The organism is Aminithiophilus ramosus, assembly GCF_018069705.1.
Classification (GTDB): Bacteria; Synergistota; Synergistia; order Synergistales; family Aminithiophilaceae; genus Aminithiophilus; species Aminithiophilus ramosus.
Map to the genome: position 1 here is coordinate 1,814,452 of NZ_CP072943.1, position 19,632 is coordinate 1,834,083.

The 19,632-nt window shown below is 63.3% G+C and carries 17 protein-coding genes; 6 read left to right on the forward strand and 11 right to left on the reverse strand.

Annotated features, from left to right (window positions below; translation table 11 throughout):
- Positions 1–9 precede the first annotated feature (9 nt).
- Positions 10–1,770: a PEP/pyruvate-binding domain-containing protein gene (locus KAR29_RS08350; protein WP_274372543.1), complete on the forward strand. Its 1,761-nt coding sequence runs from the start codon at positions 10–12 to the stop codon at positions 1,768–1,770.
- A gap of 207 nt (positions 1,771–1,977) precedes the next feature.
- Here the strand turns inward: KAR29_RS08350 and KAR29_RS08355 are convergent, their stop codons facing one another.
- The 3 genes from KAR29_RS08355 to KAR29_RS08365 are packed head-to-tail and all read right to left on the reverse strand — an operon-like array spanning position 1,978 to position 5,070.
- Positions 1,978–2,925 (reverse strand): SufB/SufD family protein, encoded by a 948-nt coding sequence (locus tag KAR29_RS08355; protein WP_274372544.1) that lies wholly within the window; start codon positions 2,923–2,925, stop codon positions 1,978–1,980.
- A complete protein-coding gene (locus KAR29_RS08360; protein ID WP_274372545.1) occupies positions 2,922–3,665 on the reverse strand; it encodes an ATP-binding cassette domain-containing protein in 744 nt (247 codons plus the stop codon). The genes KAR29_RS08355 and KAR29_RS08360 overlap by 4 nt, the downstream gene beginning before the upstream one ends.
- 22 nt (positions 3,666–3,687) lie before the next feature.
- Complete coding sequence (locus KAR29_RS08365; protein ID WP_274372546.1) at positions 3,688–5,070, reverse strand: glucose-6-phosphate isomerase; 1,383 nt, start codon at positions 5,068–5,070, stop codon at positions 3,688–3,690.
- A gap of 279 nt (positions 5,071–5,349) precedes the next feature.
- Between KAR29_RS08365 and KAR29_RS08370 the strand changes: the two genes are divergently transcribed.
- The 4 genes from KAR29_RS08370 (at position 5,350) to pap (ending at position 9,506) form a co-directional block, all read left to right on the forward strand.
- Positions 5,350–6,183, forward strand: a complete 834-nt coding sequence (locus tag KAR29_RS08370; RefSeq protein WP_274372547.1) for a sulfide/dihydroorotate dehydrogenase-like FAD/NAD-binding protein — start codon at positions 5,350–5,352, stop codon at positions 6,181–6,183.
- A gap of 2 nt (positions 6,184–6,185) precedes the next feature.
- Positions 6,186–7,589, forward strand: coding sequence for an NADPH-dependent glutamate synthase (gene gltA, locus KAR29_RS08375; RefSeq protein WP_274372548.1), 1,404 nt, complete (start codon positions 6,186–6,188; stop codon positions 7,587–7,589).
- A gap of 77 nt (positions 7,590–7,666) precedes the next feature.
- Positions 7,667–7,879 carry a hypothetical protein gene (locus KAR29_RS08380; RefSeq protein ID WP_274372549.1) on the forward strand — a complete coding sequence of 71 codons (213 nt, stop codon included), beginning with the start codon at positions 7,667–7,669 and terminating at the stop codon, positions 7,877–7,879.
- Between the two features lie 193 nt (positions 7,880–8,072).
- Entirely contained in the window at positions 8,073–9,506 is a 1,434-nt protein-coding gene (pap, locus tag KAR29_RS08385; protein ID WP_274372550.1) for a polyphosphate:AMP phosphotransferase, read from the forward strand.
- Between the two features lie 83 nt (positions 9,507–9,589).
- Here pap and KAR29_RS08390 read toward each other — a convergent pair whose 3' ends face one another.
- The 8 genes from KAR29_RS08390 to KAR29_RS14080 form a co-directional block, all read right to left on the reverse strand.
- Positions 9,590–11,203 carry a peptide chain release factor 3 gene (locus KAR29_RS08390; RefSeq protein ID WP_274372551.1) on the reverse strand — a complete coding sequence of 538 codons (1,614 nt, stop codon included), beginning with the start codon at positions 11,201–11,203 and terminating at the stop codon, positions 9,590–9,592.
- A 388-nt stretch (positions 11,204–11,591) separates the two neighbouring features.
- The gene (locus KAR29_RS08395; RefSeq protein ID WP_274372552.1) at positions 11,592–13,151 is read right to left on the reverse strand and encodes a xylulokinase; all 1,560 of its coding nucleotides are present in this window, start codon (positions 13,149–13,151) and stop codon (positions 11,592–11,594) included.
- A 24-nt stretch (positions 13,152–13,175) separates the two neighbouring features.
- Positions 13,176–13,793, reverse strand: coding sequence for a class II aldolase/adducin family protein (locus tag KAR29_RS08400; protein WP_274372553.1), 618 nt, complete (start codon positions 13,791–13,793; stop codon positions 13,176–13,178).
- A gap of 90 nt (positions 13,794–13,883) precedes the next feature.
- The gene (locus KAR29_RS08405) at positions 13,884–15,161 is read right to left on the reverse strand and encodes a TRAP transporter large permease (protein ID WP_274372554.1); all 1,278 of its coding nucleotides are present in this window, start codon (positions 15,159–15,161) and stop codon (positions 13,884–13,886) included.
- Between the two features lie 12 nt (positions 15,162–15,173).
- The gene (locus KAR29_RS08410) at positions 15,174–15,668 is read right to left on the reverse strand and encodes a TRAP transporter small permease (RefSeq protein ID WP_274374952.1); all 495 of its coding nucleotides are present in this window, start codon (positions 15,666–15,668) and stop codon (positions 15,174–15,176) included.
- Positions 15,669–15,745: 77 nt separating this feature from the next.
- Positions 15,746–16,750 (reverse strand): TRAP transporter substrate-binding protein, encoded by a 1,005-nt coding sequence (locus KAR29_RS08415; protein ID WP_274372555.1) that lies wholly within the window; start codon positions 16,748–16,750, stop codon positions 15,746–15,748.
- A gap of 136 nt (positions 16,751–16,886) precedes the next feature.
- Positions 16,887–17,714, reverse strand: coding sequence for a GntR family transcriptional regulator (locus KAR29_RS08420; RefSeq protein WP_274372556.1), 828 nt, complete (start codon positions 17,712–17,714; stop codon positions 16,887–16,889).
- A 208-nt stretch (positions 17,715–17,922) separates the two neighbouring features.
- The gene (locus tag KAR29_RS14080) at positions 17,923–18,207 is read right to left on the reverse strand and encodes a hypothetical protein (RefSeq protein WP_407649480.1); all 285 of its coding nucleotides are present in this window, start codon (positions 18,205–18,207) and stop codon (positions 17,923–17,925) included.
- Between the two features lie 351 nt (positions 18,208–18,558).
- On the opposite strand from KAR29_RS14080, the gene KAR29_RS08430 reads away from it, so the two are divergent.
- Positions 18,559–19,611, forward strand: a complete 1,053-nt coding sequence (locus KAR29_RS08430; protein WP_274372558.1) for a class I fructose-bisphosphate aldolase — start codon at positions 18,559–18,561, stop codon at positions 19,609–19,611.
- Positions 19,612–19,632 lie beyond the last annotated feature (21 nt).

Consider the following 19,632-nt stretch of genomic DNA (forward strand, 5'->3'; position numbering starts at 1 on the left):
GACTCGAACATGATCGACAGAGGACGGACTACCGAGAGCTATTTCGCCTGGAACCCGCGTGACAACCCCCTTCTGGCTCCCCTCATCGTCGGCGGAGGATCGATCGGCGGCAAGGGACGCTCCCTCCTTTTCGCCCTCGAGAGCCTGAGGCGTCAGGGAGATCCCCTTTTCGACGAGGTGCGACTCCCGCCCGCCCTCTACGTCGGAGCCGGCGCCTTCGAGGATTTCCTCTCCGACCTTCCCCACGCCGAGTCCCTGCTGAGGGAAGAGCCCGAAGAGATCGAGAGGTCCTTCCTCGGCACCCCCCTTCCGCCCTACGTCACGGCGGGCCTTCGGCGTTTTCTCGCCGGCGTCGACGAGCCCATCGTCCTCCGCTCCAGCAGCCTTCTCGAGGACTCGCTTCAGCACTCCTTCGCCGGAAAGTACCGGTCGACCTTCCTCTTCAACGCCGGGACTCTCGATGAACGCCTTTCCGCCGCCGAGGACGAAGTGCGACGCATCTACGCCCGCATCTTCTTCCCCGCCGCGACAAGCTACCGGAAAAAACACGGCCTCGGCTACGACGCCATGGGGCTCATCGCCATGCGCATCTCGGGACGATGGCGAGGCCCCTTCTACTATCCCACGCTGGGAGGCGTCGGCTTTTCGCGGAACTTCCGCCGCTGGACGACGCGGATCCGCTCCGAGGACGGCGTCCTGCGCCTCGTCTTCGGCCTGGGAACGATGAGCACCAAAAGAGGCTACGCCCGGACCTACTCCCTGACCAACCCGTCGCTGCGTCCCGAAGGGCTCGATCCCTACAAGGTCATGCGCCACGCCCAGGAGCGGTTTCAGGTCATCGACAGCCGCACCCGGGCTCTGGAGATCTACAACATCCAGGACGTCTGGCGCGACATCCTCCCCTATCACCCCTGCTTCGGCACCTTCGCCCAGGTCTACCACCAGGACTGCGAGGACGGCTATTTCTCCTCCGTCGATCGTTCCTTCATGCCCGGCAGGGAGAAGAAACTCTCCTTCACCTTCGACGCCTTCCCCAAACGGCACAAAATCTTCTTCGACAGGATGAAGCTCCTCCTGAAGACCCTGGAGGACTCCATGGGCGTCCCCGCCGACATCGAGTTCGCCTATGAGCCCTGCGAGGACCGCCTGGAGCTTCTCCAGTCCCGCCCCCTCTGGGACGGCGACGACCGGCAGGGACAGGGCATACCCGAAGTGGGCGAAAGACGGCTCCTCCTGAAGGCCAGCAGAATGGTCACCAACGGCTCCGTCGAACACGTCCCCTGGATCGTCTACGTCGACCACCGGGTCTACTCCGTCTCCAGCGACTTTCACGCCATCGCCCGGGCCATCGGCGAGATGAACGAGACTATGGGGGAAAGCCGCTACATCCTCATCGCCCCCGGCCGGGTGGGATCGAGCAATCCCGAGCTGGGCGTTCCCGTCCACTACAACGAGCTGACGCGCTGCTGCTGCATCGTCGAATTGGGCATCCCCCGCGAGGGCTACATGCCCGAACTCTCCTACGGTACCCATTTCTTCTCCGACCTGGAAGTGGACAACGTCCTCTACATGCCCGTCTACGAGGGAGAATCGGGCGACATCTTCAACCGCGACTTCTTCGAGAACAGCCCCTTCGAGGCGGGACCTCACGAGGCGATCCGCCTCATCCGAGGTGACTTCTCCGTCTTCATGTGCGGTTTCAAGAACAAGGGCATCGTCGTCGCCGAGGCCCTGCCGGACGAAAGGGGACGGCAGATCCCTTCCGGATAGGGAGCTTCAGCTTGCCCGATCGAGGCCCGTGCCGGAGAGGACGTCATCCTCTCCGGCACGGGCCTCGATCGTCTCTCTCCTCTGAGCGGAACCCTACCGTCTCCTGGAAAGCGCCGCAGCGTCCCGGAAAGATGACCTCTTTCCGTCGCCGCCGGGACCGACAGGGGGAAAAGAGCTCCCCAGGAACTTTTTCGGAGTCTTTTACGTCTACCGGAGCAGTCCCGAGACGATGACGTCGATGGCCTCGTCCTCGGAGAGTCCCTTGGCCATGAGGCCGGCGATCTTGTCGTCGGCGATCCGCCCGATGGCGGCCTCGTGGGTGATTTCCGCCTCGGGGTGAGAGGCCTTGACGACGGGAGAGGCCTCGGCCTGAGCCTTTCCCTGGACGATTTCCGTGCAGTCCAAATGGCCGCGGGCTCCGGCTGCGGCGCCGTCGATGAGGCCCAGGAAACGGCCCCGGCTCTCGTCGGTGAGAACGACGCGCGCCTTGATCAGGGCCGAACTCCCCTCGCCGGTGAGGCGGACCATATCACGGACCTCGCAGTTGTCGTCGTACTTGCCGTAGACCTTGGAGGTCACCTCGACGCGGCTCTTGACGCCCCAGGCCTCGACGTCGAAGTCGAGATTGAGGTCTCCCACGCGCCCCTCGACGAGGGTGAAGTCGCCCCGATAGAGGGAGCCGGGCCCCACGCGCACCCGGCTCACGGGTCGGACCTCGATGCGCCCCTCTTTGCTGTGGATGTGGACCTCGCGGTAGGCGAAGGAGGCGTCGGAGCCGATCTCGATGGTCCCCTCCATGGCGTGGAGAAAGAGGGTGGCGTTGGGAAAGATGCAGTGGGCCATGAAGACGGCCCGGGCCCCGTCTTCGATGACGACGTGGCTGTTGATGACCTGCCTGCCCTCCTTCCCCAGATGGCCGAAGCAGAGATTGACGGGCTTGGGCAGGATGACGCCCCGCCTGACGGTGATCGAGGCGTCGATGCCCTCGTCGGTCTCCGTCGCCTCGATGTGGACGCCCGGCACCTGATGGGCGCCGAGGATCTCGTTGCCGTGGACGACGACATAGATGGCATCGTCGCTGCGAAAGGCCTCGTGGGCCGCGCCGGTCCTCTCGGCGATCTCGATGAGGGCGGCCATCTTATCCTGGACGGTCATTCCGAGCACCCCTCCATTCCCAGGGCAACGGCCTCCTGGCAGGGTTCGCACTGAGAGAGGAAGTAGCGCTTCACGGCCTCGGCGCTCCCCTCGAGGACGACGGCGCCGCTGCACATGAGGTAGGAGCGGTCGCACTGGGCGGCCACGTCCTCTCTGTGGGTGATGATGAGCACTCCGTGCCCCTCGCGGGCCAGAAGGCGGAAAACCTGCATGATCTCGCCCAGCGCCAGGAGATCGACGCCCGAGTCGGGCTCGTCGAGGATGGAGAGACGGGGCTTCATGAGGTAGACCGAGGCGAGCTCGATGCGCTTCCGCTCCCCCCCGGAGAGGTTCTTGTCGACCATGCGCTCCAGGTAGACCTTGGGATCGAGGAGGACGAGGGAGAGGGCCGAGGCCAGATCCTTTTCGCCGGCCCCCTTGGACGAGAGGCGGAGGTAGTCGCGGACGGAGACCCCCTCGTAGCGGGCCGGATGCTGCCAGGCCAGGGTCAGCCCCGCCTTCCCCCTCTCGGTGATGGAAAGATCGGTGATCTCCTTGCCGAGGAAACGGATGCGTCCCTCCAGAGGACGGTAGTTGGCCAGCCCCATGACGGCGTAGGCCAGGCTCGACTTCCCGGCGCCGTTGCGGCCCAGGACGCCGGTGATCTGACCCGCCTCGGCCTTGAGGGACAGGCGGTTAAGGATCTTCTTCCCCTCTCGGACGACGGAGATTCCTTCAACTTCCAGAAGCGCAGAGGACACGGGACCACCAACCTTTCAGCTTCTAGCAGGAGACCGTTCGGCTCTCGATGCGGGCGAAGGCCTCCGTCGATTTTCGACCCTCTTCCTCGAAACCCTTCCGCCCCATGAGACCGTAGGTGAAGCGCTTGCCCTGCTCGACGCCGGGCTGGTCGAAGGGGTCGACGGATAAAAGCCGCCCCGTGAGGGCCGTGACGACCTCGTAGAGGTAGACGAGCCCGCCGAGACGGAAGGCGTCGAGGCGAGGGATCTCGAGCCAGAGGACGGGCCGCCCCAGAGAGGCCAGAGTGGCCGCCGTGGCCCGTGCCTCGGCCTGGAGCATGGCGCCCATCTCCTGACCGCCCAGATAGGCCAGGGGCGCCAGGGAGGCATCGGATGGAGAGGGCAGGATCAGCCTCTCTCCCCGGTCGGCCACATCGATTATCGTGAACAGTTTATCATCAGGGCCGGCCGTGTAAAGCTGCACCTGCGAATGCTGATCGACGGCCCCCAGGGCCCGCAGAGGCGTGCTTCCCTTCCCCTCCTTGCCCAGGCTCTCGCCCCAGAGCTGGGCGAACCACTCGGTGAAGTCGCGCAGGCCGTCGGCGTAGGGCATGAGGACCGTCATGTTCCTTCCTCGGAGAAAGTGAAGCCAATGGAGCCCCGCCAAGAGCCAGGCCGGATTCTCCTCCATCGTCCCTGCGCCGAGGAGGACCTCGTCCATGGCCCGCGCTCCGGCCTGGAGGTCGGTCACGTCGACGCCCAGGGCCGCCGAGGCGGCGAGCCCCACGGCGGAAAGGACCGAGTAGCGGCCGCCGACCGTCGAAGGAAGAGGAAGGCTCCGGCACTTCTTCTCGGCCACGAAGGCCCGCAGAAGGCCCTTTTCGGGGTCGGTGACGACGAGAAGCTGCTTCAGGGCCCTCTCCTCGCCCAGAACCTTTTTGAGATTCTCCCAGAGCCAGAGGAAGTTGGCCATCGTCTCGGCCGTGCTTCCCGATTTGCTGACGACGACGAGGGCCGTCCGAGAGGGATCGACCATCTCCCAGAGCGCCCGCGTTCCGGCCGGGTCGGCGTTGTCGGCGACGTAGAGGCGCGGCCCCCGCTCGGAGCGGCTCAGCTCGTTGTGACAGGGGTGGAGAAGGGCGTTGGCCACCATGAGGCTGCCCAGGGCCGAACCGCCGATGCCCACCTGGATGACGGCGTCGAAAGCGGCAAGCCACTGGCCGGCCTCGATGACCTCGGCCAGGTCGGCCTGCGGCAGGTCAAGCCAGCCGAAGCCGTCACGCCGGCGGTTGGCGTCGGAACGGAGCCAGCCGTCGGCGTCGCGGAGGGCCTCCTCGAGGGCGTCCCACTCCGACCCGTTCCGGGGAACGCTCCCTCCCTCCGGAAGGGCCGCGCCGAAGTCCAATTTGAGCAAATTTTGCGTCATTATCCTGTCTCCTCCTCGTAAAAGCAGATGGGCACTGGCTCGGTCCTGAAGAGACGTCGGCGGGGCCGAACGCGCGCCCGCTCCAATCTTCTCCCGCACGTTTGCCTTGGAACGAGAGACATATTACTATGGGGCAATGCTGTCGGACTGGACCGCCCAGGGGGGGCGTCCTTCCCTCTCAAGGGTACCCTATGACCCCGAAAGATCAATGGTCAACGCGGCCCCGAGAGACCTTTTTTCCACGGGGACCTTCACCAAGACAGGCGAGGAGGCTCTTTCATGTACAAGATCGTGAGCAAGCGGCTCATCGCCCCCAAGGAATTCGACCTCTGGATCGAAGCTCCGCGGGTGGCCCGCAACGGGAAAGCCGGGCAGTTCGTCGTCATCCGCGCCTCGGAAAAGGGTGAGAGGATTCCTCTCACCATCGCCGACTACGACCGGGAGGGAGGTCGCATCCGCATCATCTTCCAGGTCGTCGGCAAGACGACGAAGGAGATGTCCCTTCTCGACGAGGGCGATTGCCTCCACGATATTTTAGGCCCTCTGGGCAACCCCAGCGAGATCGAAACGCTGGGAACGGTACTCATGGTGGGAGGAGGCGTCGGCATCGCCGCTCTCTACCCCATCATCAAGGAATTGAAGGCGGCCGGCAACCGGGTCATCACCATTCTCGGCGGCCGCACGTCCGATCTGGTCATCCTCAAGGAAGAGTGCGCCGCCCACTCCGACGAGCTCATCGTCACCACCGACGACGGCTCGGAGGGAATGAAGGGCGTCGTCACCGACGCCATGCAGGTCCTGGCCGAAAGGGGCGAGAAGATCGCCCAGTCCTGGATCATCGGTCCCACGATCATGATGAAGTTCGCCTCTCTCAAGGCCAAGGAGCTGGCCATCCCCTGCTGGGTCTCGCTGAACCCGATCATGATCGACGGCACGGGCATGTGCGGCTGCTGCCGCGTCAGCGTCAACGACGAGATCCGTTTCGCCTGCGTCGACGGCCCCGAGTTCGACGGATGGGGCGTCAACTGGAACGAATTCATGAACCGCATGGGCCAGTACAAGGACGAGGAGAAAATCTCCCTCGAAAAATACCAGTCCGAGGTGGGTGAATAGCCATGGCTCGCACGATCGCTCCCAAGAAAACCCCCATTGCCGAGCAGGATCCTCTGGCTCGCGGCAAGAATTTCGACGAGGTCTGTCTCGGCTACACCCTCGAAGAGGCCCGCATCGAGGCGACGCGCTGTCTCCAGTGCAAGACGGCTCCCTGCGTCGGCGGCTGTCCCGTGGCCATCGACATTCCCGGATTCATCAAGGCTCTGGCCGAGGGAGATCTTCCCAAGTCCTGGGAGATCCTCAGCGACGCCACGGCCCTCCCCGCCGTCTGCGGTCGCGTCTGCCCCCAGGAGACTCAGTGCGAGGGCGTCTGCACCGTCGGCAAAATCAAGGGCAAGGAGCCCGTGGCCATCGGCAAGCTGGAGCGCTTCGTCGCCGATTGGAAGGCCTCCCAGCCCGAAGAGGCCATCACTCCGCCCGTTCAGGACAAGGGCAAGGTGGCCGTCATCGGCTCCGGACCTGCGGGACTCACCGTCGCCGGCGATCTGGCCAAGATGGGCTACAAGGTGACCGTTTTCGAGGCCCTCCATGAGCCCGGCGGCGTCCTCATGTACGGCATCCCCGAGTTCCGTCTGCCCAAGGCGATCGTCCGCCGCGAGATCGGCAACATCAGGAAGCTCGGCGTCGACGTCGAGGTCAACGCCGTCGTGGGCCGGACCCTTTCCATGGAGGAGATCCGCGACGGCTTCGACGCCGTCTTCATCGGCACCGGTGCCGGCGCGCCTCACTTCATGAACCTTCCCGGGACGAACCTCAACGGCGTCTTCTCCGCCAGCGAGTACCTGACGCGGATCAACCTCATGCACGCCTACGAGTTCCCGACCTACGACACGCCGACGAAGACGTCGAAGAAGGTCGTCGTCGTCGGCGGCGGCAACGTGGCCATGGACGCCGCCCGTTCGGCCCTCCGCCTCGGCGCCGACGAGGTCTCCGTCGTCTACCGCCGCTCCGTCGAGGAGCTGCCGGCCCGAGTCGAGGAGTACCACCACGCCGTCGAGGAGGGGATCGTCTTCAACTTTCTCACCAACCCCGTCGAGTACGTCGGCGACGAGAAGGGACGCCTCAAGGCCGTCCGCTGCATCCGCATGGAGCTGGGCGAGCCCGACGCCTCGGGACGGCGCCGTCCCGTTCCCGTCAAGGACAGCGATTTCACCATCGAGGCCGACACCGTCATCGAGGCCATCGGTCAGGGCTCGAACAAGGTCCTCCTCAACGCCTTCCCCGAGCTGAAGCTCAACAAGTGGGGCTACATCGACGCCGACGAGAAGACGGGCGAGACGAACCTGCCCGGCGTTTACGCCGGAGGCGACATCGTGACGGGAGCCGCCACGGTCATTCTCGCCATGGGCGTGGGCCGCGACGCGGCCCGGGCCATCGACGGCTATCTCAAGTCGAAAAAAGGCTGAAGTCATCCGAAAGGACAAAGGGGAGGGGCGATCCCCCTCCCCTTTGTCCTATACTCGTAGAGGAGGAGGCGCCGCCGATGGCGACGGAAGAAGAAAGACCGGACTGGAAGGCTTTCCGCGACGAAGTCCTCGACAGGGCAAGGGAGCGAGGAGACGACGGTTTCCTCCGCTACGCCTCGTCCATGACGGACCGCGCTTGGCGTCATGTCGTCGAGGAGGGCGTCTTTTCCCCCTCTCAGGCCGAAGAACGCCTCCGGGGCTTCTACCTTGAAGATCTCAAGTTCCGCTGAGCCGACACGGGACTTTCGCAAAAGACAAGGACGGTCGTCCCCCGACGACGGGAGGAAGGAGCACGAGCTTGTCCCCTCTCCCTTCGAAGCCGACCTTCGGAACATCACGGCCACGCCTTAGGCGTTCACGGAATTCTGCGGCGAAAGGCAAGGATCGGCTCTCATCGACGGCAGAGAAAAGGGAGACAAGGGCATGCTGAGAATGATTGATCTTTCGAAAAAGATGAAAAGAGGAGAGGCCGCCCCCCTCCTGGAGGGGCTGACCCAGGAGATCGGAGCCCTTCAGCGGGATTTCCTGCGGCGCAAGATCCCCTCCGTCGTCATCGTCGAGGGATGGGCCGCATCGGGGCGGGGGCGTCTCGTCAATACCCTCCTTCTGGCCCTCGATCCCCGAGGCTACTCCTTCCACTACGTCGAGCCCTCGCACAGGGACAGCACCTCCCTCATCCCCTACTGGCGCCTCGTCCCCGCCGAGGGGCGTATCGCCATCTTCGGCCGGAGCTGGTACCACGACGCCTGGAACCTGGGCGACGAACGAACCTTCCGCGACATCGTCGCCTTCGAGCGCCAGCTCGCCGAGGGGGGCGTCTTCGTCTTCAAGGTCTTCCTCCACATCGGCCGGAAGGAACAGCGCCGACGCCTGAAGGAGCGCCTCCGGGATTCCGACGCCGCCTGGTCCGTCGAGCCCGACGAACAGCAGCAGAACGAAAACTACGACAGCCGCTTCGAGGCCGCCGAAAGGCTCTTCAGGGCCACGGAGACGGAATGGGCTCCCTGGACGATCGTTCCCGCCGAAGAGGAGCGGTACGCCGCCGTCATCTTTCTGACGGCCCTGCGCGACGCCATGAGGGCCCGCCTCTCCTGCGACGGCGACGGACGGGGGACGGCTCTGCCCGAGACGTCCGTGCACAGCTCCGTCCTGGAGTCGCTGGACTACTCGGCCACCCTGCCCAAGAAGAGCTATGAAAAACGGATAGGAGAACTCCAGAAAGAGCTCCACACCCTGCAGATCGAGACCTTCCGTCGAGGCCTCCCCGTCGTCGCCGTCTTCGAGGGCGTCGACGCCGCAGGCAAGGGCGGAGCCATCAGACGTCTGACCGAAAGCCTCTACCCGCGGGGGTACGAAGTCGTCCCCGTCGGCGCTCCCAACGACATCGAGAGGGCCCACCCCTATCTCTGGCGCTTCTGGCGCGCCTTCCCCGAAAAGGGAAGTTTCGTCGTCTTCGATCGCAGCTGGTACGGCCGCGTCCTCGTCGAACGCGTCGAAGGCTTCTGCCGCGAGGCGGAGTGGCGCCGCGCCTACAGGGAGATCAACGAAATGGAACGCCACCTCGTCACGGGAGGGACGGTCGTCGTCAAATTCTGGCTTCAGATCAGCCCCGAAGAGCAGCTCCGCCGCTTCGAAAGCCGTCGGGACGACCCGGCCCGCACGTGGAAGCTGACCGACGAGGACTGGCGCAACCGGGAGAAGTGGCCCCTCTACCAGGAGGCGGCGGCGGAGATGCTGGCCCGGACGAGCACGCCCGAGGCTCCCTGGACCCTCGTGGCCACAGACTGCAAGCGCCTCGCCCGCGTCACCATCCTGGAGCGGCTTCGCGACGCCATCGCCGCCGGCCTGGGCAGGTAGGGCTGGACATCGGAGACGAATCAAGGGGGACCCCCGAGAGGGGGTCCCCCTTGATTCGTCTCCGATACTCGGCAGACGCGACCCTAAAGGTGCTCGCAGCTGCTCTTGAAGACGATTTCGGGCCACTTTTTCATGACGTACTTCAGCTCCCAGTCGCTGGGAGCCAGGTAGACGAGGTTTTCGTTGCGATCGAGGGCCAGGCTGTTGCCGTAGTAGCTCTCGAACTCGGCCAGCTTTCTGCGGTCCTCTCCCTCGATCCAGCGAGCCACGGCGTAATTGACGGCCTCGTAATCGGCCTCGACGCCGTACTCCGTCCTGAGGCGGGCCACGGCCACGTCGAACTGGAGGACACCGACGGCGCCGAGGATGTAGCTGTTGTCGCCGAGAGGCCGGAAGAGCTGGACGGCCCCCTCCTCGGAGAGCTGAAGGAGCCCCTTCTGAAGCTGCTTGGCCTTCAGCGGCGAGAGGAGACGGACGCGACGGAAATGTTCGGGGGCGAAGCTGGGAATTCCCGTGAAACGGAGGGGCTCCTTCTCGGTGAAGGTATCTCCGATCTTGATCGTCCCGTGGTTGTGGATGCCGATGATGTCTCCGGGCCAGGCCTCGTCGACGCCCGTCCGGTCCTGGGCCATGAAGATGATGGGGTTGGTCAGGGAGATCTCCTTGCCGAGGCGGTGGTGGATCACCTTCATCCCCCGGGTGAAACGGCCCGAGCAGACGCGGAGGAAGGCCAGACGGTCACGATGGGCCAGGTCCATGTTGGCCTGGATCTTGAAGACGAAGCCGGAGAAGGCCTCCTCTCCGGGATCGACCATGCGGGTCGTCGTCTCTCTCGGCCTCGGGGCCGGAGCGATCTCGACGAAGGCGTCGAGCATCTCCCGGACGCCGAAGTTGTTGATGGCGCTGCCGAAAAAGAGGGGGGTCTGATTGCCCCTGAGAAACTGAGCCTCGTCGAAGGGGTCGGCGGCTCCCTGGAGGAGGGCCAGGTCCTCGCGGAGCTGGTCGGCCTGGAGGCCCAGATGGGCTTCCAGAAGGGGATCGTCGAGATCGCGGAGGGTGACCAGATCGGCGGGAAGGCGATCCTGGCCGGAACGGAAGAGGTTGAGCTCCTTCCGATAGAGGCTGTAGGTCCCCTTGAAGCGCTTGCCCATGCCGATGGGCCACGTCAGGGGCGCGCACTCGATCTGAAGCTTGTCCTCGATCTCGGCCAGAAGGTCGAGGGGCTCCATCCCCTCCCGGTCGAGCTTGTTGATGAAGGTGATGATGGGCGTGTTGCGCATCCGGCAGACTTCCATGAGCTTCAGCGTCTGGGGCTCGACGCCCTTGACGCTGTCGATGACCATGACGGCGCTGTCGACGGCCGTCAGTACCCGGTAGGTGTCCTCGGAGAAATCCTGATGGCCCGGCGTATCGAGAAGGTTGATCTCGTAATCGCCGTAATGGAACTTCATCACCGAACTGGTGACGGAAATTCCCCGCTCCCTCTCTATGGCCATCCAGTCGCTCGTGGCGTGGCGCTCGGCCTTGCGGGCCTTGACGGCACCGGCCATCTGGATCGCCCCCCCGAAGAGGAGAAGCTTCTCCGTGAGCGTCGTCTTGCCCGCGTCGGGGTGGCTGATGATGCCGAAGGTGCGACGGCGTCGCACTTCCTCGGCGATCCGTCCCCTCTCCGCCGAAACCTCAGAAATCCGTTCCATGGCCAGTCTCCCATCCCTGTTCTGATCTAAAAGGTGACGAATCATCATCGCCTGAAGGGCTTCCTTTGTCAAACGGCGTCGCCCCTGGACCCGCAGGCTCCTTCGGGGAAGAAGGTCCGGAGGAGGCGCAGCTCCTCCGGGGCCTCCATGAGGGTTCCGTAGCGGATGCGCTCCTGTTCGAGGCAAAGGTTCCGTCCGGGCCTGTCGAAACGGAGGTCGCCTAGAGGGCCGCTTCCTCGGCGTCGAGACGGGACAGCGCACGGCGCTGGGGCTCCTTTTCCCGGAAGGCGAGGTGATCCGTCAGCGTCTTTCGATCTACGAGGGAATTCCGCGCCCGAGAGGAAGAACATCGGAGCCGGAAGAAGCGGGAGGAAAGAGGAGAGGCTCCTCAGCGAGCCCCTCCTCTTTGTTCCTTCAGCCGCTGCAGAACCTTGAAATCGCCCTTCAGATCCTCGTAGAGACGGCAGTAGAGGGCGAAAGAGTCGCGGTAGCAAGCCACGTATTCCTTCCGGGGCGAGAGAACCGCTCCCCCTTCGGCGGCGCTGCGGGCCATCTCCCTGGGGCTGTCGATGAGCCCCACTCCATAGGCGGCGAGGATGGCGTCGCCCAGCGTCTCCGTCTCGTTGACTTTGAGACGCACGATGGGGCGCTCGAGGACATCGGCGAAGACCTGGCTCCAGACGGGACTGTTGGCGATGCCTCCGCCCAGAGAGAGATAGTTCGACGACCTGCTTCCCGCGCCGAGGACGATCTCCATCCCCTGCCTGATGGAAAAGGCCACGCCCTCCATGATGGCCCGGACCATATCGCCGTAGGAACTGCCCAGATGGAGCCCGAAGAAGACGCCGCGGGCGTCGGGATCCCATATGGGACAGCGCTCGCCCGAGAGGTAGGGCAGATAGATCAGCCCCCCCGCGCCGGGAAGAGATTTTCCCGCCTCGTCGTCGATGGCCTCGTAGAGGGAGCGCCCCGACCTTCGGGCCCGCTCCTCCAGCACCCCCCCGAAAAGATCGCGAAACCAGCGGAGAGAGACGCCCGCCCCGTTCGTCGCCTCCACGTTGAGCCACTGGCCCTCGATGGCGTGGCGGCAGTTCATGAGGCGATCGTCGAAGAGGGGCCTGTCCGTCGTGTGGCAGAGACGCCCGCAGGTTCCCATGGCCAGAAAGGCGTCACCGGCCTCGACGGCTCCGGCGCCGACGGCGGCCGCCACCGTATCCATCGCTCCGGCCACGACGGGCGTCCCCTCGATGAGTCCCGTCAGGGCCGCCGCCGCCTTCGTCACGCCGCCGACGATTTCGTGGGCCCTGTAGGGGCGGGGCAACATTTCGACGGGTATGGCCGCGTCGCGGGCGAGGGCCTCGTCCCACGTGCCCGATCGGATATCCGAAAGAAGCGTGAACCCCATCCGAGAGGTGTTGATGGAGAACTCCCCCGTGAGCTTGCAGATGATGAAGCCGCTGGGGACGAGGAACTTGTAGGTCCTCTCCATGATGTCGGGGCGGTTGTTGAGGTACCAGCGCAACGTCGGCAGGGAGAAGGTCCCCCGGGCGATGCGGTTTCCCGTCACGGCGTAAACGCGCTCGGCCCCGATGTGTTCCTCGATCCACTCCACTTCGCCGGCGGCCCGCTGATCGAGCTGGAGAATGGCGTTGTGGAGATGGCGTCCCTCACGGTCCACGGGGATGAAGGAGTTGGTGCAGCTCACGCCGACGGCGGCCACGGCTCTCGCCTCGACATCGCCCGAGGCGATGACGGACTTCACGTTGTCGACGACGGCCCTCCACCAGTCGGAGGGATCCTCTTCGACCCATCCCTCGCGGGGATGGATCATGGCATACTCCCGGTAGGCCCCGGCCACGGGAAAGCCGCCCAGATCGTAAAAGGTACATTTGGTTCCCGTCGTGCCGATATCGATGCCCAGGACGATTTTCTTCACGGCCTCGCTCACTCCCTCTTTCTCCTTGACGGCTCCCTAGCGATAGAGGAGGGAAAGGGCCTTCCGCTCCTCCTCGCCGAGGGGACGCCCCCTTCCGTCGAGGATGAAATGAAGACGGGCGTTCTCCTCGATCTCCTCGACGACGTTGAGGGCCCTCTCCGGAGAGGAGCCGACGGCCAGGATTCCGTGATTGGCCAACAAAACCGAGTTGCGCCCGTCGATGACGGAGGCCACCCTATCGGCGAGCTCCTCCGATCCGGGCACCATGTAGGGGAGCAGGGGAAGATTTCCCACCTGAATGGCGTAGCCCGGCGTGTAGACGGCCATGGCGCAGTCGGAGTCGGGAAGATCGAGACAGGAAAGGGCGACGGCGTAGGAACTGTGGACATGGATGACGACGCTGACATCGTCGCGACAGTAACAGCGCAGGTGCATGCGCCACTCCTTCGAGGGACGCCCCTCCCCCTCCCAGCTGCCGTCGCGGTTCAGGAAGATGAGATCCCTCTCCCTGATGGCTCCGAGGTTCCTTCCCGATGGGGTTATGAGAAGGCGATCGCCGAAACGGAAGCTGACGTTGCCGCCGGAACCGCTGACGAAGCCTCTCCGCTGCAGATCGTGACAGAGATCGAGAAAAACCGACGTCCATTCCTCCACCCTGGGAAACCCTCTTTCCTCTTTGAAATCGTCCCTCGTTTGCGTTTTTGCGATCCTGACGTAAAAAAAGAACCGGTCCGGCCGGGGCCGTCATCGCATGGCGGCGGGCAGCCAGAGCGTCAGGGCCGGGACGTAGGTTGTCAGCAGGAGCACGGCCAGCCCAACGGCCATGAAGGCGATCGAGGCCCGGAGCGTCTCCTCCAGTCTGGCCTCGGCGATTCCGTTGCCCAGAAGGGCGCAGAGCCCCACCGGAGGCGTCACGAGGCCGATGCAGAGATTGAGACACATGACGACGCCGAACTGGACGACGGAAAGTCCGCAGGCCAGGGCGATGGGCAGAAGGATGGGCGTGAAGATGACGACGGCCACGTTGGCCTCCATGAACATTCCCACGACGAGGAGGAAGACGTTGATCAGGAGAAGGAGCAGGACGGGGCTGCTCGTGACGGAGAGAAGGCCCTGAGAGATGGCCTCGGGGACCTTGGCGACGGCCAGGACCCAGCTCGACACCTTGGAGCATCCGACCAGAAAGAGCATGATCGTCGAAGTGATGCAGCTTTCGTAGAAAATCCGTCCGACCTGACCGATGCGGATGTTCCGATAGACGAAGACGCCGACGACGAAGGCATAGACGGCCGAGACGGCCGCCGCCTCCGTCGGCGTGAAGACGCCCCCGAAAATGCCGCCGAGGATGATGACGGGCATCAGGAGGGCCCAGATGCTCTTGCGCGTCTCCCTGAGGATGACAGGCACGCTCAGCTTTTCGCTCACGGGGAGGTTGAGCCTTCTCGCCATGAAATAGGTGTAGACGATGAATCCCGTCGTCAGCATCAGGCCGGGAATGACGGCGGCGAGGAAGAGATCCTTGATGGAGCTCTGGACGGAGCTGCCGTAGACGATGAGGATGATGCTGGGCGGGATGAGGGGACCCAGTATGGAAGAGCTTCCGGCGATGGCGGCGGCGAAGGAGGCGGGATAGCCCTCCTTTTTCATGGCCGGAATCGTGATGCCGCCGATGGCCGTCACCGTGGCCGTGCCCGACCCGGATATGGAGGAAAAGATGGCCGAGGCCACGACGGTGATGATGCCCAGACTGCCCCGCATCCAGCCGGCGACGGCCGTGGCGAAACGCATGATCTTGTCGTTGATGCCGCCGGCCGTCATCAGATTGCCGGCAAGGACGAAAAAGGGAATCGCCAGCATGGGAAAGGAATCGAGACCGGCGAAAATTTTCTGAGGAATGATGATCAGCTGGAAATGGCCCATGATGATGGCGCTCATGGAGGCGATTCCTATGGCGAAAGCGACGGGCACGCTGAGCGCGATGAGGACGATCATCCCCACGAGCAGGAGAACACCGATCTCCATTTTTTCCGCCCCCTATTCCGCCAGACCGGTCGAAGGGCTCTTGACGTTGATTTCCAGAAGCCTTTCGACGAGGGCGAGAAGCATCAGAACGGCACCGACAGGGATGCTCATGTACATGAACGACATGGGAACGTGCAGACCCGCCGAGAGCTGATTGCCCGTCTTAAGGGCGATCTTGAACCCGTATACGGCCAGACAAAAAAGGAATGACCCCATAGCCAGACAGACGAAATTATTCAGGACCCATTTCGATCTATCTGAAAACCCGTCGACAAGAAAATCGATCTTGATGTGTTTGGAATTTCTCATGGCACTTGCCGACCCAAGCAGCACCACCCATATGAAGGCATATCGGGCGAACTCTTCAGCCCATATGTTGGCGGCTTGGAATGCGTACCTCAAGACGACCTGGTAGAAGATGACGATCGTCATCAGCATCAGCAAAACGGAAATTATTCCATTGATCAGCTTTTCTCCGACATCAAAAACCTTCGTCATCCTGTGCATCACGAAGAGCCTCCCCCAAGACCTCAATGGGCCCCGCCGGCAGGGAGTAACCCCGCGACAGAGCCCACCTCAACGGTTTACTGCACCGATTTGATCTTATCGACCCATTCGACCAGATCGGGGAAATTGTCCTCGACGATCGTCTTCGTGGCCTCGCGGAAGCCGTCGATCTCGGGATCGATAATCTCCGCTCCGGCGTCCGCCCATTTCGTGAAACATTCGCCCTCGCCGTCGGTGATGAGCCGGCTCGCATAGGCGGCGGCCTCGTTTCCGGCATCGATGATGGCCTGACGGATATCTTCCGGAAGTTTCTCGAAATAGCCCTTGTTCATCATGAAAACGTCGGCACTCCAGCGATGATTGGTCCTGATGAGGTATTTGCAGGCATCGGCCAGGCCGAAGTTGTAGGAAAGAATGGGAGGGTTCTCCTGGGCCTCGACGACGCCCTGCTGGATGCCCGTCAGGACCTCGCTCATGGCCATGGGCGTCGGGGTGGCCCCCAGGGCCTGCCAGGTCTTGACGCTCATGTCGTCGGCGGGTACGCGGATCTTGAGGCCTTTCATCCCGTCCACATCGGTGAAGCGCTTCGTCGACGTAACGACGCGGACGCCCCGGTAGGAGGGACCGAAGAGCTCCATTCCGGCCTTCTCTCCGGCCTCGGCGAGGAGTTTTTCACCCATCTCGCCGTTCCACATGTTGTCGAAGTGAGCCCTGTCGCGGAACATGAAGGGGATGAGGTCGAGAAGGGAGAGACGGGTGTAGGAGGCGATCGTCCCGAACCCTTCGATGACGACCTCGTTCGTCCCCAGCTGAAGCCCCTCGATGACCTCGCGGACATCGCCGAGGACGCCGGCGCCGTAAACCTCGATTTTCACCCTGCCGCCCGTCTTCTCCTCGACGAGTTCCTTGAACTTCAGGGCCTCCTTGTGCTTGGGATCGGTCTCGGCGTTGATGTGAGCGAGACGCATGACGATCGCGCCGTCTGCGGCCTCCGCGACGGAAACCTCCGACGGGAACAGACCCCACGAGAGAAACGCCGCCGCCAGAGCCAGACCGGTCAGAGCCACCAGAATTTTTCTCATGCCACTCGACCTCCTTCTGTGATGGGAACCGCAAAACGCGAAAAACACCTCATCTAGATTCCACATGTCCGAAGCCTCGCCTCGGACATCGTCGCCCCACGGACTCCGCCGTCGGGAAGGGCTGCCCCTTCCTCTCCTAATTCCCGAAGCTTTCGGCCAGAGCTTTCATGTGCTCGATCTTCCCTCTGGAAGAGGCATCGATGGCATAGTCCTCGCAAGCCCGGATCACATGTGTTTTGACGGCCCGGACAAACCTCCGCTCGTCGAGAGCCGCAAGGGCATCGATGATCTCCCTGTGTTCCACCTGATTGAGCTCGAAGTTCTTCCGAGTCAAAGGCATCTGATTGTTATTGAGATAGGCGAAAAACGTGAATTTATTGGAATCAAGATCCTGATAGACCGAGACAAGTTTGGAGTTACGACAGACCGACATATACCGCTGATGGAAATAGGCCTCTTCCCGAACCCACGCCTCATAGTCGAGGCGATCGGGATCGGAGAGAACGCGGTTCATTCCCTCCCAGGCCTGCAACAGATCTCCGATGAGTTCGCCGTCCTCTCCGGCCCCCCCGATCACTTCCCGTGCGTAAAAGACCTCGCACATCAGACGGACGCCGAGATTTTCGATCAGGTCATCATTGGTGAACCTGCGGACGACCATGCTCTTCCGCGGAGAGGATTCGACGTAACCCTCGGCGATGAGGCGGGTCAGGGCATCTTTGACGGGCGTGTGGCTGATGCCCATGGCCTCGGAAAGCTCCCGGACGATCAGTTTCTGGCCCGGGAGATACCGGCCGGAATAGATGTCGGAGCGGATCCTGTCGGCCACCAGACCGGCCAGGGATGTCTTCGCGAATTCCTGAATGTCGGGGCGGGAGGCCTCCCTCCTCGCGAGGGCGGGGCGAATCACCTTGGGATCGACGTCTCCGGCCTTCAGACCTTCCTTCGCCTCTTCAGTCTTCATGGCGATCGCCTCACTTTTACCTAAAGATTTTTACTCAAATATATCAACTTCCTCATCTTATCACGGCGTCCCTCAATCGGCAACGGGGAAAAACCCCGTTGCCGAGCGAGCCCCTCCTCCTTCTCCTCTCTCTCTTTCCCCTTCTTCGCTCCCTCCTCGACGGTCGACGCCGGTCTCTTTCAAGACCGGCGTCGGGATTTCCACACCTTCATCTATAAGAGGACACAGAAAGGATCGATCTCTCCCGTCGTCCTTTTACGTCAGGGCCGGGGAAAGGGCCGTGACGCTTCGTCCCTCCCTCTCGGTCTTCGGCGTCTCGGCCCCTGTCGGCGACCAGACGATCGTCGCAATCGACCCGCAGCTCCCGGGCCGTGACGACGAACCGCTGGAAACGGTCCTCGAGGGCCATGTCGTCCGGAAAGATCTCCTCGCCGGCCCGGACACGCCCGATTTCTTCGCCGAGGACCTGACATCGGCGTTCCAGCTCCCCCAACCGCGCCGCGGGATCGGCCTCGCTGCCCTGGCAGATCTGGCACAGGAGTTCTAAAGGGGCAAAAGGCGGAACCGGAAACCGGGGGAAGAGCGGCAGGGGACAGAAAAAGCCGAAGTGGTTATACTTTGAGAAATCGTTCAGACCCTAAGCGTTTGTCGTTCCTTTCAGGAAAAAGATCGAACGGGTCTGGTTCGCGGTGTTCGACAACTCGCCTCGAGGGTGAGGCTTTCTCGATAGGACATCGGTCAACCGGAGTCAGGCAAACCCCGACAGGCTCGCGTTCCCTTCCCGTCGGGAAACGGGACAAAAAGAGGCGGCGAGGCCGGTCGGCGAACGACAGGAGGGAAAGACATGATCGAAGCCATCAGGCGTCACCTCGGCCTCCGGGCCGACTATCTGCTGGAGCATAAGGCCAAATTTCCCGCCGATCCGCTCCATCTGCCCGGGAGGGACTTCGTCGGGCGCGTCCTCGCCCCCTCGAACCGCCCCGTTTCCGTCCTCCGCAACATGCAGCTTCTCTTCGACAGGGGGCGCCTGGCCGGCACGGGCTATCTCTCCATCCTCCCCGTCGATCAGGGGATCGAACATGGGGCGGGTGCCGCCTTCGCCCCCAATCCGATCTACTTCGACCCGGGAAAAATCGTCGAGCTCGCCCTGGAGGGAGGCTGCAACGCCGTCGCCTCCACCCCCGGCGCCCTGGCCGCCGTGGCCCGTCGCTATGCCCACCGCATCCCCTTCATCGTCAAGATCAACCACAACGAGCTGCTCTCCTATCCCAACAGTTACGACGAGATTCTCTTCGGCGACGTGGATCAGGCCTTCGAAATGGGAGCCGTCGCCGTCGGGGCCACCATCTATTTCGGGTCGGTCGAAAGCCGCAGGCAGATACGGGAAATCGGCCAGGCCTTCCGTCATGCCCACAGACTGGGACTCGTGACGATTCTCTGGGCCTATCTGCGCAACAGCGCCTTCGAGACGCACGAGGCCGATTATCACCTGGCCGCGGACCTGACGGGCCAGGCCAATTACCTCTCGGTCACTCTCGAGGCCGACATCGTCAAGCAGAAGCTCCCTCTCAACAACGGCGGTTTCCGGGCCCTTCGCTTCGGCAAGACGGACGAGAAAGTCTACAGCGAGCTCTCGTCGGATCATCCCATCGATCTCACCCGCTACCAGCTCATCAACTGCCACATGGGTCGGGCCGGGCTGATCAATTCCGGCGGCGCCTCCTCGGGAGAAGATGATCTGGCCGAGGCCGTCGCCACCGCCGTCATCAACAAGAGAGCCGGAGGCATGGGGCTCATCTCGGGACGCAAGGCCTTCCAGCGTCCCATGAAAGAGGGGGTGGCCCTGCTCCAGGCCATTCAGGACGTCTACCTCTGCGACGAGGTCACCCTGGCCTGAGAAGAGGCTCCTCCCCCTTCC